At 70.8% G+C, this 14317-nt stretch carries 13 protein-coding genes and 1 pseudogene; 7 read left to right on the top strand and 7 right to left on the bottom strand.

Going from position 1 to position 14317, the window contains the following annotated elements; genetic code table 11:
- Positions 1-497 precede the first annotated feature (497 nt).
- Positions 498-1112, top strand: a complete 615-nt coding sequence (locus AC6F7H_RS16090; protein ID WP_500757658.1) for a DUF1326 domain-containing protein — start codon at positions 498-500, stop codon at positions 1110-1112.
- A complete protein-coding gene (locus AC6F7H_RS16085) occupies positions 1109-1864 on the top strand; it encodes a DUF2182 domain-containing protein (protein ID WP_500757657.1) in 756 nt (251 codons plus the stop codon). The genes AC6F7H_RS16090 and AC6F7H_RS16085 overlap by 4 nt, the downstream gene beginning before the upstream one ends.
- 486 nt (positions 1865-2350) lie before the next feature.
- Here AC6F7H_RS16085 and AC6F7H_RS16080 read toward each other — a convergent pair.
- Positions 2351-2820, bottom strand: a pseudogene (locus tag AC6F7H_RS16080) (IS5 family transposase); the annotation flags it as partial.
- A gap of 943 nt (positions 2821-3763) precedes the next feature.
- Here AC6F7H_RS16080 and AC6F7H_RS16075 point away from each other — a divergent pair.
- Complete coding sequence (locus tag AC6F7H_RS16075; protein WP_500757656.1) at positions 3764-4078, top strand: hypothetical protein; 315 nt, start codon at positions 3764-3766, stop codon at positions 4076-4078.
- Positions 4079-4847: 769 nt separating this feature from the next.
- Here AC6F7H_RS16075 and AC6F7H_RS16070 read toward each other — a convergent pair.
- The 6 genes from AC6F7H_RS16070 to AC6F7H_RS16045 form a co-directional block, all read right to left on the bottom strand.
- Entirely contained in the window at positions 4848-5453 is a 606-nt protein-coding gene (locus AC6F7H_RS16070) for a class I SAM-dependent methyltransferase (protein WP_500757655.1), read from the bottom strand.
- A gap of 105 nt (positions 5454-5558) precedes the next feature.
- A complete protein-coding gene (locus AC6F7H_RS16065) occupies positions 5559-7136 on the bottom strand; it encodes a DUF4153 domain-containing protein (protein WP_500757654.1) in 1578 nt (525 codons plus the stop codon).
- A gap of 1123 nt (positions 7137-8259) precedes the next feature.
- On the bottom strand, positions 8260-8334 hold the full coding sequence (locus AC6F7H_RS16060; RefSeq protein ID WP_381207549.1) for a 50S ribosomal protein bL37: 75 nt from the start codon (positions 8332-8334) through the stop codon (positions 8260-8262).
- 135 nt (positions 8335-8469) lie between these two features.
- Complete coding sequence (abmR, locus tag AC6F7H_RS16055; RefSeq protein ID WP_500757653.1) at positions 8470-9027, bottom strand: ATP-binding transcription factor AbmR; 558 nt, start codon at positions 9025-9027, stop codon at positions 8470-8472.
- 463 nt (positions 9028-9490) lie between these two features.
- On the bottom strand, positions 9491-9697 hold the full coding sequence (locus tag AC6F7H_RS16050) for a DUF4287 domain-containing protein (protein ID WP_500757652.1): 207 nt from the start codon (positions 9695-9697) through the stop codon (positions 9491-9493).
- A 72-nt stretch (positions 9698-9769) separates the two neighbouring features.
- Positions 9770-10438: a DUF998 domain-containing protein gene (locus AC6F7H_RS16045; protein ID WP_500757651.1), complete on the bottom strand. Its 669-nt coding sequence runs from the start codon at positions 10436-10438 to the stop codon at positions 9770-9772.
- Between the two features lie 489 nt (positions 10439-10927).
- Here AC6F7H_RS16045 and AC6F7H_RS16040 point away from each other — a divergent pair, with 489 nt between their 5' ends.
- The 4 genes from AC6F7H_RS16040 (at position 10928) to AC6F7H_RS16025 (ending at position 14224) form a co-directional block, all read left to right on the top strand.
- Positions 10928-11548 carry a DUF2975 domain-containing protein gene (locus AC6F7H_RS16040; RefSeq protein ID WP_500757650.1) on the top strand — a complete coding sequence of 207 codons (621 nt, stop codon included), beginning with the start codon at positions 10928-10930 and terminating at the stop codon, positions 11546-11548.
- On the top strand, positions 11548-11772 hold the full coding sequence (locus AC6F7H_RS16035) for a helix-turn-helix domain-containing protein (protein ID WP_500757648.1): 225 nt from the start codon (positions 11548-11550) through the stop codon (positions 11770-11772). Before AC6F7H_RS16040 ends, AC6F7H_RS16035 begins: the two co-directional genes overlap by 1 nt.
- Before the next feature lie 248 nt (positions 11773-12020).
- Entirely contained in the window at positions 12021-13649 is a 1629-nt protein-coding gene (locus AC6F7H_RS16030; protein ID WP_500761852.1) for an MFS transporter, read from the top strand.
- A 29-nt stretch (positions 13650-13678) separates the two neighbouring features.
- Positions 13679-14224, top strand: coding sequence for a hypothetical protein (locus tag AC6F7H_RS16025; RefSeq protein ID WP_500757647.1), 546 nt, complete (start codon positions 13679-13681; stop codon positions 14222-14224).
- Positions 14225-14317: the final 93 nt, after the last annotated feature.

Here is a 14317-nt window from a genome sequence, read left to right as displayed (position 1 = left end):
GCCGCCGAAGGCCGGGCAGCCCTCGCCGGAACGGATTCAGCACACATGAGGCCGGGAAAGCCCGCGAACACACGAGAACCATGGAGGAATCTTTCCCCTGGTCAGACACCTTGCGACCCACGTCTCCGCAGGTCACAACCCCACCCGGGGAAAACTCCTCAAGCGGGTGTCGCAGGTTCGAATCCTGCCGGGGGCACGCAATGGGAGGCCCCTCAGGGTCCTCCCGAGGGGCCTCTGACATCAGTGGGTGACAACGGCGTCCGCGCCGGGCGGACGCGGGCCGCGGCATTCGCCCGGGCATCGTGGTGTCGATGCTCACCGTGATCGTGCGGTTCCCGAACGTCTCCATGATCATGCGAGCGTCCGCGCCCAGGTTCGAGCGGATCTGCGCGACGGGGGTCGTCGGGAATAGCCTGAAGAAGAGCGGCGCCGGGAGGGTCGGGCCCTCCCGGTGTGTTCCCTTCGCCGGAGGGGGCGCGAAACAGGGAGGAAGAGCCATGCCCTGGAACCTGAACGGCACGTACCTGGAGAGCTGCAACTGCGACGTGGTGTGTCCCTGCACCACCTCGGGTTTCGCCGCACCGGCCGACCACGAGCGCTGCCAGGTGACCTTCGCGTTCCACGTGGACAGCGGGAACGTGGACGGCGTGGACGTCTCCGACCGCAGCGTCGCCGTCTTCATCGACGGGCCCCGGGTGATGGCCGAGGGCGGCTGGCAGGTGGCGTTGTACGTCGACGCCTCGGCCGACGACGGTCAGGCGGAGGCGCTGGGGAAGGTCTTCTCCGGCCAGGCAGGCGGGCCGATGGCGGCGCTCACTCCGCTCATCGGCGAGGTCCTCGGCGTGGAGCGCGTCCCCATCGACTACCGCGACGACGGCCGCCGCCACGCCGCGCGGGTGGGCGACGCCATCGACATCGAGATCGAGGACCAGGTCGCCCCGCAGTTCGGCGAGGACGGTCCGGTGATGGGCCTGACCGGCATGTTCCACCCGGCGAACAGCACGCTGACGATCGCCCGGTCCACCCGGGCGACGGGCGACGGCGTGTACGGCCGGTCCTGGGACTTCACCGGCGGCAACGGACACTCGGCGCCCTTCACGTGGTCCGCGTGACCGGTGGGCCGGTCACCGGCCGCAGGGCGGGCCCCGCCGGGCTGCTGCTGGTCGCGGCGGCCGCAGCCTGGGTCTGGGCGGTGACGCGCTGGGGCGGCATGCAGGCGATGCCCGGCACCATGGGCCTGGACCTGTCCGCCTTCCTGGCCGTGTGGACGCTGATGATGGCCGCGATGATGCTGCCCGCCACGGCGCCCGTCGCCGCGCTGTACGCACGCACCATGACCGTGCACCGGGCGCCGCGCATGGTCGTTTTCACGGTTGCCTACTTGCTCGTCTGGGCCGCGGCCGGGCTGCCCGCGTACGCGCTGGCCGTCGGCCTGGGCCGGGCGGCGAGCCTCCCCGCCGCCACGGGGACCGCGGTGGCCGCGGCCGTGTTCGCGGTCAGCGGCGTCTACCAGCTCACGCCCCTCAAGGACCGCTGCCTGGCGAGATGCCGCTCGCCGATCGGGTTGATGCTGCGCTACGCCTCGTACCCGGGGCTCTCGCGCGATCTGCGTGCCGGAGCCCACCACGGGGCCTTCTGCCTGGGCTGCTGCTGGTCGCTCATGGTGCTGCTGGCGGCGTTCGGTCTGATGAACCTGTGGGCCATGGTGGTCCTGGCCGCCGTGATCACCGCCGAGAAGCTCGCTCCGGCCGGCCGCCTGGTGGCCCGTACCGTGGGTATCGCCTCGATCGCCCTGGCCGTCGCCGTCTTCTGGGTCCCGACGCTGGCTCCGGGCCTCACCGGTGGCGGTACGGCCGGGATGTGAGGACGGGCCGTCCCTCGGCTCCTTCCCGCGGCAGACGTGGTTGGTCCTGCTGTGCAGGTGGAGGCGGACCACCACGTCACACGTCGCCGTCCCGCCAGTCGGACACGTACGCGGAACGGATGCGGCACACATGCGGCCGGGAAGCCGCGCGAACACGTGAGAACCACGGAGGTTCGATCTCCCGGGCCAGACACCGTACGACCAACGTTTCCGCAGCTCACAGCCCCCTCCGGGAAAACTCCTGAAGCAGGTGTCGCAGGTTCGAATCCTGCCGGAGGCACAGAGAAAAGGGCCGGCTCAGGAGGGACTTCCTCTCGGGCCGTCCCTTCGCCGTTCCGGACCGCCGGGCCGTTCGGAGGCAACACGGCGCCGGGCCCCCGCTGAGGGGGCCCGGCGCCGTGGATGCTTCATCGTCGCTTACTTCATGTCGTTGTCTTGAGGGTCGATCCGCGGGCGCATGGTCAGGGTGAAGGCGCAGGTGGTCGTGGTGGCGCCGGCCGGAGCGTCACCGGCCCGGCCCGCGGTGACATGGACGGCCAAGGGTCGTGCCCGGCCGTCACTGGCGACATGGACTTTCGTGCTCAGGCCGCCCCGGGAACGTCCGAGTGCGTGATCGGCAGGTTCAGCCTTGCCGGGTACCCCCTTTTCCCTGCCCCGACCGCATGCTGGTGAGCCCTGCAGACGGTGGAGTCCACCGACACAGCCCGTCCCACCTCGTCAGCAGGGTCCGCCCGGGCGAGGACGGCGGCGAAGATCCTCTGCCAAGTGCCGTCGGAAGCCCACCTGACCAGGCGTTTGTGGGCGGTCCGGAACGCGCCGAGTTCGCGAGGAAGGTCCCGCCGGGGCGAGCACGTACGGTACTTCCACGCGATGGCCTCCAGCGGTCGACGGCGGTCGGCCCACCGCCGTCCACGGGCCGGATCAGCCGGCATCAGCGGCTTGATCCGCTCCCACATCGCATCAGAGGCCACTGACCGGATACATCCGATCAACTGATCAGCCCATCAAAGAGACACGCTCTGGCGCCGGACCTCAGCGGATCATCGGCCGAGGATTTCAGGCGGTCGACCGTTGTCGCCGGCAACCCATGATCGGCCTGATGAGGATTCCCTCATCGAGACGGTCACCGGCGTGTCCGAGATCCTGCGCAACTCCCTCACCTGGGACCAGGAAAGCGAGGTGACCCAGCATCAATACTTGCCTCTGAAAACATACTTGGACGTCCACTTCACCCACCCGCACTCCCAGTGGGAGCGGGGCACCAACGAGAACACCAACCGGCTGTCACGCGAGCACTTCCCCAAGAGCACCGAAAGAGCACCGACATCGCCAGTGCCCCGCCTACCTGAAATGCGTGGCCGGAGAGCTCGATGCCCGACCCCGCCGTATCCTGGCCCACCGCACCCCTGCCGAAGTCTTCACCGAGCTGCTGACCAGCTCAGTTGCTTCCAGCGACTGATACCGCCCGTACTCCGGCAACTTGGGCCGGGAAGGCGCATTCCGCAGTTCACGCGAGGTCAGAAAATGCGGCTGGTGCATGTCGTGTCGATCGATGAAACTTTGATGATTGCCGCAGGCCTCGATGCGAACTCGCGCATCTCTGCTGGTCATCACCGTGTTCTCACGGCAGTCGAGATGTCAATTGCACGCATTGGGGGCACAAGTGGACATCGCGAACGTCGCTCGCTACGGTCGAATTGCAGGCGCCACAAGCGGCAGGAGCAATCCAGGTCCGCACACAGGAAAGTTGGCGTCGCAAGCCGGAATCCACCGGCCCTCATGGTGCTCGATGTATCGCGGTGCAGATACCGCCCCCCTGAACCACAACCGCACACGGGATGTGCCACGGCCAGGGCAAGGCACCATGTGCGCGTACCGTCTCGAAAAATGAGGAGAGCCATGCGTACGAAGCGAATCATCGCAGTCGCGGCGAGCCCCCTCGCCGCAGCAGCACTGGCGTTCTCGCCGGCGCTGATGACTCAGGCGGTAGCCGACACCACCCAAGCCACGACAGTGACAGACCCGCGGGCAGCGGGCAGTGCGGAGGGGCGACACGACGGGAAAAAGGACGGCAAGGACTGCCGCTACGAGCGCCCGAGCTTCGATGACAGCCAGAGCAGTTTCAAGAAGCTGAAGGACATCGGAAAATACGAGGCTGCCTACGGGGCCGCGTACAACAACGCCTTCGATACGTACTGTGACGAGGGCGATTAGCGGTCATTGCTCGCAAGGGCAGGGCCTCATCGGGCGACCGGTGCGGCCCTGCCCTTGCGGAGACCGCCGAGGCGGGCACCACGCTCGACCCGAGCGCGCGGCCGTCCGCCGCCACCACGAACGGGTCCGGCCGGCGCAGCGGCCGTCCTGGGTCCATGGTCGACCACCCGCCCGATGCGGTACAGCCCGGAAGTACGGCAACCGGGCCGACCGCAGACGACTCACGCAGGCCGCAAGTGACCACGTAGTCAGGTCAGGTGACCTCAGCGACCACTCCGCCCGTAGCTCGCATCGAGGGGCGCACCGCGGCACCCCCGCCCGGGCCGTCTCTGGGCCCGTCCGAGTGCGGCCTACGACGACAGATGACGACAGTCGACGACGGCTCTTCCACCGCTCAGAGACGGTGCTTCGGGTACCGGAGCAGGCGCCCACCAGTGAAGCAGTGTTGAAGAGCTTCAGGCCAATCCCGAGCAATGGCCCCTGCTGGTGACGCAGGAGAACCCATTACGGGACTACGAGGACGCTGGGGGCAGTGCGGCTCGTTCGGGTTCGGCCAGGAGGACGCAGAACTCTTTGCCCTCCGGATCCGTGACCACAGCACGGCATCCCGCGGACAGCCGCCGGATCGCCTCCGCCACCCGGGCGCCCGACGGCCGACGTGAGCCACCGAACCCATCACCTGAGTGAACAAGGAAACCGCTCGCGGGCCACTCGAAGAAGCCGCCGGCCCGCCTGGTGGGCGCGGGTGCTCAAGACGTCCCGCACATCCTCACCGGCGGTGGACGCTGACGGCGTAACCGCCGCCGTCGTAAGGGGCGGCGTCCCAGGTGGCGAAGCGGTCGACGAGGGTGAGGCCCGCCGCGGCGCAGCAGTCGTCGTACTCCGGCAGCGTGATGCCGGGCGGCACGGGCAGGTGGGCCTCGTCCAGGCCGAAGCCGGCGACCATCAGACCACCCGGGCGCAGGGACGCGGCCAGGCGCTCGACCACCGCGGCCTCGGTTCCGGCGGCGAGCAACGGGAAGACGTTGCCTGCAGCGACCACGAGGTCGAAGTCCGCCGCGATGCCGAGCAGGTCCGGCTCGAACCCGGCCAGATCGACCTGGAACCAGGGCAGTCCCGGCGCCTGCTTCCGCGCCACCGCCAGCATCGACGCGTCGACGTCCACCCCGACACAGTCGTACCCGAGCTCCGCAAGCCGGATCATGACCCGTCCGGTACCGCACCCTGCGTCCAGCACCCGCGCTCCGCCAGGCACGAGAGCCGTGCAGAACCGCGCCTCACCGTGCACGTCCTTCCCGCTGCGGGCCAGGGCCGCGAACCGTGCGGCGTAGTCCTCGCCGGACGTCTCCCCGGTCAATTCCCTCCAACGGCTCATGCGGCCAACTATAGGTCGACCGTGGCCACTCGAAGGGGCCCGAAGAACCCGGACACCGGGGCCGGCCCGGCTGACTGCCCGGACCGGCGGAACGGGGTGTCCCGGTCAGCGGTGGTACTCGGAGTTCTCCCCGCTGCCGACGCAGCTTCCCGGTGCGGTCGTCACCGGCGGCCGTTCCTCGAGGATCCGCCGGGCGCGAACCTCTCCCCAGCTGATCTCGTACCAGGACGCCGTCGCCGGACCGAGCTCCTCCGCCAGGGGACCGAGGACACAGGACCGCATGGGCTCCTCCAGTCCGTCCAGAGCCGGGACCGCGTCCGCCGAGAGGCCACGCGCGTAGTCCAGGTCGAACTTGTGGGTCTTCTCGTACCGCCGCACGTTGTTCTCGGCGATCAGCCCGTCGGGAGAGGCCAGGCCGAAGGCGAGGGCCCCGACAGCGGCCGACGCGGCGACGGCTCGGGGCAGCCGGCGCGCGCCCCAGACTCCGGCGGCCATGATCAGCAGGATGACCAGGCCGAGCCACAGCTCCACCGTCACGACGGAGATCCGCAGCCGCGTCAGCCCGTACGCCTCGACGTACATGTCCATGCGCCGTACCGCCGAAGCGACCACGATCAGGGTGAGTGCGCAGAGGGTGCCGAGGACTCCCCGCACCAGGTTCCGGTCACCGGGCCCGCCGCGTGGTGCCCAGCGCAGTGCGAGGACGATGACCAGGAGGGTGAGGAGCGTGGCGATGAGGAGTTGCCAGAAGCCCTGCCGCGCGTACTCGGAGTAGGTCTGGCCGGTCTTGTCCAGGACGGCCTCGTACCCGCCGAAGAGGACGGTGAGCTGGATGACGTTGAAGGCGGCGAACAGCACGCACAGCAGGAGCAGGGGAAGCGCCCATTCGCCCCGGCCGCGGGCGCTGCCCGGGCTGGGCTTGAATCCGTCCCACCGCAGAGGGGCGGCGGCGGTGTGTGCCGCCGCGAGGGCACCGAGGAGTCCGAGGGCGAACAGCAGCAGGTGCCAGGGGCCGTCACCGACGGACGTGTCCGGGATCAGCCTGCTCAGCAGATCGGCGAAGGCCGCGTCGGCCCCGGCGAACAGTGCGCCGAAGACGAGGAGGAGCACGGCCGTCACGGCAAGGGCTCGCACTACGGAGCCCACGTTGCCGGAGGCGCTGCCGACGCGGGCGCGCACTCCTCGCCATCCCCACGCGGCACCCTTGAACAACGAGTCGACCAGTCCGAAGGGGCTGAGCACGACGCCGGCCCAGGTCCGCGAGCCGTGGAGGGCGAGCGATGCGAGACCGATGGCGGTGGCCACGGCGAGGAAAGAAGGCCACTGAGCGGCGCGGAGCACCGGAACCAACAGGAGGGCGAGTCCTCCGATGCCCCAGGCGAGCGTCCAGGGGCGGGCCCGTACCCGGCCTGCCCGGCGCGCGGCGAAGTATGCGGTGAGCGTGGCCGGCAGGGCGACGAGGAACAGATTGACGCCCACGCCCTCGTCGAGGAGCACCGTGCTGAGCACGCCGGTGGCGAGCGCCGCCCAGAGGACGGCGGTGCCCACGGTGGAGGGTGGTTCGCGGCGCAGGTCGGTCAACCAGAGGTCGTGGGCGTAAGCGCCCGCGTCCAGGGGCCCGAGGGCTTCGCCGGACCGCGCGCCCGTCGTCGCGCGCGACCTGCCGCCCGGTGGCGTCCCCACCCGCTGTGCTCCCGCCGTGTCGGCGGTCTCTCCCCCAGGTGTTCCAGGTATTCGCCCCGACGGCCGGGACCGCTCATACGGTTCGTCGGGCACAGGTGGTTTCTCTGTCACGGGACCCCTCCAACCGGCCCCCGAACACACGCACTCGGGTACGTCGAGCGGGTACCGGTGTCGCTTGCGAAGCCGGCCGCCATGATCGGCAGGGCGGCGTGCCCGCAAGAGTAGCGGGACCGACCGGGACGTCCGCGCTCGCGCAGCCCCCGAAGGCACGGCGTATCCGGTGGCCCGCCGTTCACCTTCGGGACCGGCGGGCCGATGCTCGCCGTTGCCCGCGGCCGGTGGCCCGAGGCGGACTTCCGGATCGCGGGGGCGTACGGCCCGCCACTGCCGGACGCCTACCGAGCCGACAAAGTGCTCCACGAACTGGCCGATCCGGAGCGGGCGTTGACAGAGGCCCGCGGGGTTCTCGCGCCCGGAGGACGGATCGTCCTGGTCGGCCAGGACTGGGACACCATCGTCATCGGCTCCGACGATCCGGCCCTCACCCGCACCGTCGTGCACGCCCGCGCAGACCTGATCGCCGTCCCGCGCGCCGCCCGCCGGTACCGCGACCTTCTCCTGGACGCCGGCTTCGACGACGTGGCGGTCGAGGTGCACACCGGAGTGTTCACCGGACCGGCGATGTCGCCCTTGCTCACCGGCCTGGTCGAAGGAGCCTGCTCCACTGGCGCCATCGCACGCGGGCAGGCGGATGGCCGGCTCACCGAGCAGCGGGTACGGGCCGAGGCCGACCGGCTCTTTTCGGCACTGCCGATGTTCACGGCCGCGGCGACCACAGCACGGTGTTCGAGGCACATCAGAGCCTCCGTCAGACCCGGCGCGGTTCACCCTCGGCCGAGGGCGCACGTCGGTCGCTCGTACGCCGGGCGCTGTCCCGGGGCGGGGGGGGGCGTTGCCCGTGGGGTCGCGGCCGGTCCGCGGGCCCGCAAGCTCCTCAGCATGATCGTGACTCGCACGACCTGCTGGACCGTCGGCCCCGCGCGGGCCTCCGGAGAGGCGTGCGCAGACCGGTCCCGCCGGGGCGCTTCCGGCGTGTTCGCCCTCGGCGGCGCGCTCGGTCGGCTCAGGTGTTGGGACGCTTGCCGTGGTTGGCCTTCTTCTTCTTACGACCGCGTCGTTTGTTGGCTCGCTTGGCCATGGCACATCTCCCTGATCGGGGCTCTTCTGCCTCCGCCAGTCTAGGTTCGGCCCTGGGGGTCCGCACCAGTGGTGAGGCGGCCCTTGCGGGACGGGTCGCGTCCCGCGCGGTGACGCGCGCCACCCGCAACGCCGTTCACTCGCCGTCGGCGGTGGGCTCGGCCTCCTCCCGTTCGCCGTCCGGTCCCCGGGCCCGCACCCGCTGGACGTGCTCCAGGGACTCGCGCAGCTCGGTGAGCCAGTCGTCGGTGTGCCGCTGGACCAGGCGCACGCACCAGGCCAGCGCCTCGCTGCGGCTGCGGGCCACCCCGCCGGCGATCAGCGTGTCGAGGACCAGGCGCTCCGGCTGGCGCAGCCGGGTCATGACGGGCGCGGCGACATGGGTGAACAGGGCACGCCGCCCGGCGCACTCCACCCCCCAGGAGACCTTCCGGCCGAAGCGGTGTTCCGCGTCCCGGGCGATGGCGATCCGGGTGTCCCGGGTGCGTTCCCGGAACTCCTGGATCCGGCCCTCGACGGCCGCGTCCCGCTCGGCCGAAGAGGCGTCCTCGACCGGCCGGGGCCCGGGAATGCGCCCGATCACCGTGATCTCCTCGCGGTCGACCGTGACCTCGGCCAGTTCCTCGAAGAGGTCCTCGGGGAGCCGGCCGGTGAACCAGCCCCGCAGTTGCTCTCGCTGTTGTTCTGTAATCATGTAATGACGATTACTCGGCATCTTCATGAACACAAGGGATGGCGGAACGGTCCGCCGAGAGCGGAATCAGGATGCTTCAGGCCCATTGCCGACCTTGAACGCGTGATGTCGTCAGAGAGCTCGCGCCGATCCCGGAGGCGACGCCGACAGGGTCGCCCGTGCCCCTCGTCCGCCAGGGAGAGGACGTACTGACACCGGTTGTCGCGGTTGCGGGTGCGCCGCACCTCGCCGCAGGGCCCTCGTCGGCCGGCTGTCACCGGCTCGGGCAGCCCCGGGCCTGGCAGGCGGGAGGACCTGGGCGCTCGACTTCGACGCCGACCGCTCCTACGAAGCCCTGTGCTCCAAAACCCTGCGCAGGTCCCATCCACTGAGCGTTCCCGAAGACAATGGGAACAACCGTTCCCGCACCTGACCTACCGCCCGTCCTGCGACTGACACCGAGCAGTTGGTGATGAGGGCCCGGTCACTTGCCGGCGTCCTCGGCGAGGGTGTGGGCGACGAGGGCGTTGGCGTGGCCGAGGCCGTGTTCCGCCTTGAGCCAGTTGACGAGCTCCATGTGCTTGGTGAGCGGGGAGGTGCGGATGAGGTCCTTCCACTCGGCGATCGGACGGCCGTACTTCTTCTCGATGGAGGGGAAGTAGCTGGCGGGACCCTTCACTGCGCTGGTCATGGGATGCCCCGTTTCCTTTCTGATCTGAATGCTCTGGGTGGTGTCGATGATGTCCGTCGGAGCGGCGGGCAGCTAGGGGTTCGCCGGGGCGACGGCCAGGCGGGTCATCACCACGGCCAGCCACAACAGCCCGAGGCCGGCGCCCGCGGTGAAGGCCGGCACGAAGGCGGCGGAGGCCATGAAACCGGCGAGGACGGCCACGGGCACGAGGCGCGAGGCGACAGCCCAACCGCGGTGGCCCCTGGCAGCGAGCGGGCGGGCCAGAACGGCGAACGCCGCGCACAGGGCGAGGTAACCGACCGTCCCGGCCACCATGTGCACAGCGCCATGCCCGCTCAGCGTGGTCGCATCGGGCGCACCGGCGGGGAAACCGGCCCCCGCATCGGCCGGGAAGATCGCGGCGGCCCAGAACGAGGCACCGAACACCCCGACCAGGACCGGCCCCCAGGTGCCGCCCGTGGCACCACGCAGCGCCCGGCGCAGACCGGTCGCCCCCACGATCAGCAGCGTTCCGGTGAGCAGGAAGTTCACCGTCTGGATCCAGCCCGCCTCACCGAGGGCGAGCTGGCTGATGGCGTTGCGGGTGAAGTCGAAGCCGTCCCGTGCGAGGCCCTGGGCGACGCCGAGCACGAGGAACAGCGGGCCCGCCACCGCGCCGCCGACCAGAGCCCGCCGTGCCGGCGGTCGCGCCGCGGACGTAACGGGGGCGGTGTGCCGGGTCGTGCTGAGCGTGTGAGTCATGGCCGGGCCTTCCTCATGCCTGTGTTGTCGCCGTCGCTCGTATGACCGACGGCACGAGGAGAAGTCATCGCTTCACACGGTGTGCACTGGGTCACAGGCCCTCGGTTCCGGCACCTCCCACCGGTCAGCACTGCCCCGCCTCGTCCCGGGAGCCGGCCGGGAGGCGCCCTGACCGGCCTCGGGCTCCTCGTCCGGGGCCGTTCGCCTGAACGGTGCGTGAGCGGACGGGGAGTCGATCTCTCGAATCCCACCCGACGGATCGGCGTCAGGCGGTACGGACTCCGGGCCGGGCCCCTCCGCGCCGTCGGGCTCCGGCTCCGCTTCGGGGCGGCGTTCCCGGAGGTGGTGCGGGCGCGCGGGGCGAGCCGGGCCGCGGTCTCGGCGGTCGCCGACTCCGTCCGGGAAGCAGACCCGTGAGCTTGACAGCACACCTATCGATTATCGATAGCATCGACAATCGATAGGTGTGTTGCGGTAGAAGGGGGAAGCATGAATACGAAGTCCTGGTGGAGCCAGGCCGACAATCGGCTGCTGGGGGCGGCTCTGGGGCTGGCCGCTCTGCTGGTCGGCGTCTTCGGGGTGCTGGCCCCGGCCCTCGGAGTGGTCGGCCTCGTCGACCCGGTGGACACCCGCGAGGTCGAGACCGGGACCACGGCCCCGGTGTCGGACACCGTGACCGACGCGGCGGCGGGCCACGGCATGACTCTCACCGGTACTCACCAGGCCGACCTCGCCTTCACCGACCCCGACCTGGGCCAGCGCCTGTTGCTCGCCCTGCCGGAGTTCGTCGGCAGCCTGCTCCTGCTCCTCATCCTGGCCCTCTTCCTGCAGATGGCCGGGACCCTGCACGGCGGCGACGTCTTCGTACCGCAGAACGCCCGACGCCTGAGCGTCATAGGGCTCACGGTGCTGGTGCAGGGCGTCTTCTCCCCGGCGCTGCTGGCGCTCACCACACAGGCGCTGGTGAGCGGCACCCCCCTGGCCGACCGGATCCCCTTCTCGGCCACCTTCTCCGGCGAGTACGTCCTGCTCGCCTTCCTCATCCTGGCCCTGGGTGAGGTCTTCCGCCGCGGCACGAAGCTACGGGCCGACACCGAGGGGCTGGTCTGATGCCACCGGAGGAGGAACACCGGGTTCAAGTCCACCTGGACCGACTGCTGGCCGACCGCGGCATGACCCTGTCCGAACTGGCGGCCAGGGTCGGGGTGACAGTGGTCAACCTCTCCGTCCTGAAGAACGGCCGGGCGAAGGCGATCCGCTTCTCCACCCTCACCGCGATCTGCCGCGAACTGGACTGCCAGCCCGGTGACCTGCTCAGCGTCCGCGAGGACTGAACTCGGCGTTCGACCTTGCCGCTCTTTCAGGCGGACATGGCGGACATGTTCGACGAGCCGATACGGCGATGCGGCGAGGAGAGGGCCCGACGCCCCCGCTGGTGGAGCACCGCCGGGCACGGCCCCTTCCCCCGTGGCGGGTGAGGCACGGGGCGCGTGCCTGGGGTGCGATGGACGGAGCGGCGGGCGCCTGCCGCTGCCCGGCCGGCCCCGTCGGCGTACCGGGCCGACTCGGCGAGGTGGACGGCGTGAAGCACTGGCGGGCTCTGGTCGTTCTCGGTACGGCCCAGTTCCTGATGGTCCTGGACACCTCCGTCATGAACGTGTCCATCAGTCGGCTGGTCGACGACTTCGACACGGAGGTCACCGCCATCCAGGCCGTCATCACGTTGTACGCACTGGTCATGGCGGCGTTCATGATCATCGGTGGGCGGTTCGGGGACATCCTCGGGCGTCGCCGCATGTTCCTTCTGGGCCTGGCCGTCTACGGCGTGGGGTCGGCCCTGACCGCTGTGGCCCCCACGCTGTGGGTCCTCACGCTGGGCTGGTCCGTCATCGAGGGGCTCGGAGCCGCCATGGTGCTGCCGGCCATGGTCGCCCTGGTCGCGGAGTCGTACCGCGGGCGGGACCGGGCCGTCGCCTACGCGGTCATCGGCGGACTCGCCGGCGCCGGGATCGCGGTCGGCCCGCTGCTGGGCGGCTGGATGACGACGTACCTCACCTGGCGGCTGGTCTTCGCCGGTGAGGTCGTGGTCGTCGTGGCCGTCCTGCTGTGCCGTCGGGTGATCGCGACGCCCGTCCGGACCGGCCCGCCTCCCCGGCTGGACGGCGTCGGTGCCGCGCTCTCGGCGGCCGGACTGGGGCTGGGTGTGCTCGGCGTGCTGCAGAGCAGCACCTGGGGATGGGTGCAGCCGCGGAACCCGCCCTTCACCGTGTTCGGCTTCGCCCCGACGCTGTTCGTCGTCGGCGCCGGAGTGGCCGTCCTGGCCGTCTTCCGGCACTGGGAGCGGCGGCGCGACAGCCGGGGCGACGACCCCCTGGTGCACCTGTCCCTGCTGGGCAGGCCCGTGCTGCGGTCCGGCCTGCTGACCCTGCTGAGCCAGAACCTCATCCTCCTGGGGCTGTTCTTCACCATCCCGCTGTATCTGCAGGTCGTTCAGGGGTTCGACGCCTTCCAGACCGGGCTGCGCCTCCTCCCGGTGTCCGCCACCATGCTGGTGACCTCCCTGTCCGCGTCCCCACTGGGACGGGTGTGGGGGCCGCGCCGGGTGGTCCGGGTGGCCCTGAGCACCCTGACGGCGGCCATCGTGTGGCTGCTGGCCACCGTCGACCCGGCCATCGACGACGCGCAGTTCGCCGGAGCCATGGCCCTGCTGGGCGTGGGGATCGGCCTGCTCGCCTCGCAGTTGGGCAACGTCGTCCAGTCCGGCGTCGGTGAGGAGGAACGCAGCGAGGCGGGGGGGCTCCAGTTCACGGCACAGAACCTGGGCTCGGCGCTGGGCACCGCGCTCATCGGGTCGATCCTCATCGGTGCGCTGGCCCACGCCTTCACCACACAGGTGGCGGACGACCCGCGCCTGTCCGAAGAGGCCCGTGCGCAGGTCGGTGTCTCCCTCGAGGCCGGGGTCACCTTCGTCCCCACCGGTCAGGTGCGCTCGGCGGCCGAACGTGCCGGGTTGCCGCCGTCCGAGGTGGACGCCGTCACGGACTCCTACGCCTCCGCACAGCTGGCCGGTCTGAAGGCGGCGATCCTGGCCACCGGCGGCGTCGCTCTCGCCAGTTTCCTGGTCACACCGCATCTGCCGACCGCCCCGGGCAGCCGGCCGCGGCAGCCGGACACCGGTGCCCCGGCCGAAGCGACCGGCCCGACGCGCTGAGACCAGGGCTGAGACCAAGGGAGTCGGGCGTGTCCAGAACCAGGAGCAGGGCCAGGACCAGGGCCGGCCCGGCCACGGACCGGCGGGCGCGCCGGTCCGAGCGCCGGGTCCACGCGGATTACACGGGCGCCGTCTACGGATCCATGCTCGCCGCCTCCGTGGTGCTCGGTGCCGGCTCGCTGGGCTCGTTCCCCCGCGCCGAGCTGGTGCTGCTGCTGTTGCTCACCGGTGTGGTGTTCTGGATCGCGCACGTGCACGCCCAGTTGTTCGGGGCGCGGCTGGCACAGCGGGCTCCGGACCGCCGGATGGTGCTGCACGTGTGCCGTGACGAGTGGCCGATCGTCAAGGCCGCCTTCCCGCCGGCCGTCGCGGTGGCCGTCAGCCCGCTCCTGGGCCTGGACGTGCGGGGCGCCCTCTGGCTGGCCCTCTCCGTCGCCGTGGCCGGGCAGGTGGGCTGGTCCGTGGCCGCGGCACACCGCGCCGGTGCCTCCCGGCGGCTGATGGCCGCCACCGCGTCGGTCAATCTGCTGATCGGCCTGCTGATCGTCTCCTTCAAGATCGTCCTGAAGCACTGAGAACGCAGGGGCCGGGGTGCCGACCACCGGACGAAGGGCCACCTGCACCGGGTGCCGGGATCACCCGCCGCGGGTGATCCCGGCACCCGGTGC

This window comes from Streptomyces sp. MMS24-W38 (assembly GCF_059889265.1).
Note: the sequence above shows the minus strand (reverse complement) of the source record. Positions and strands in the feature narration are given on the sequence as shown.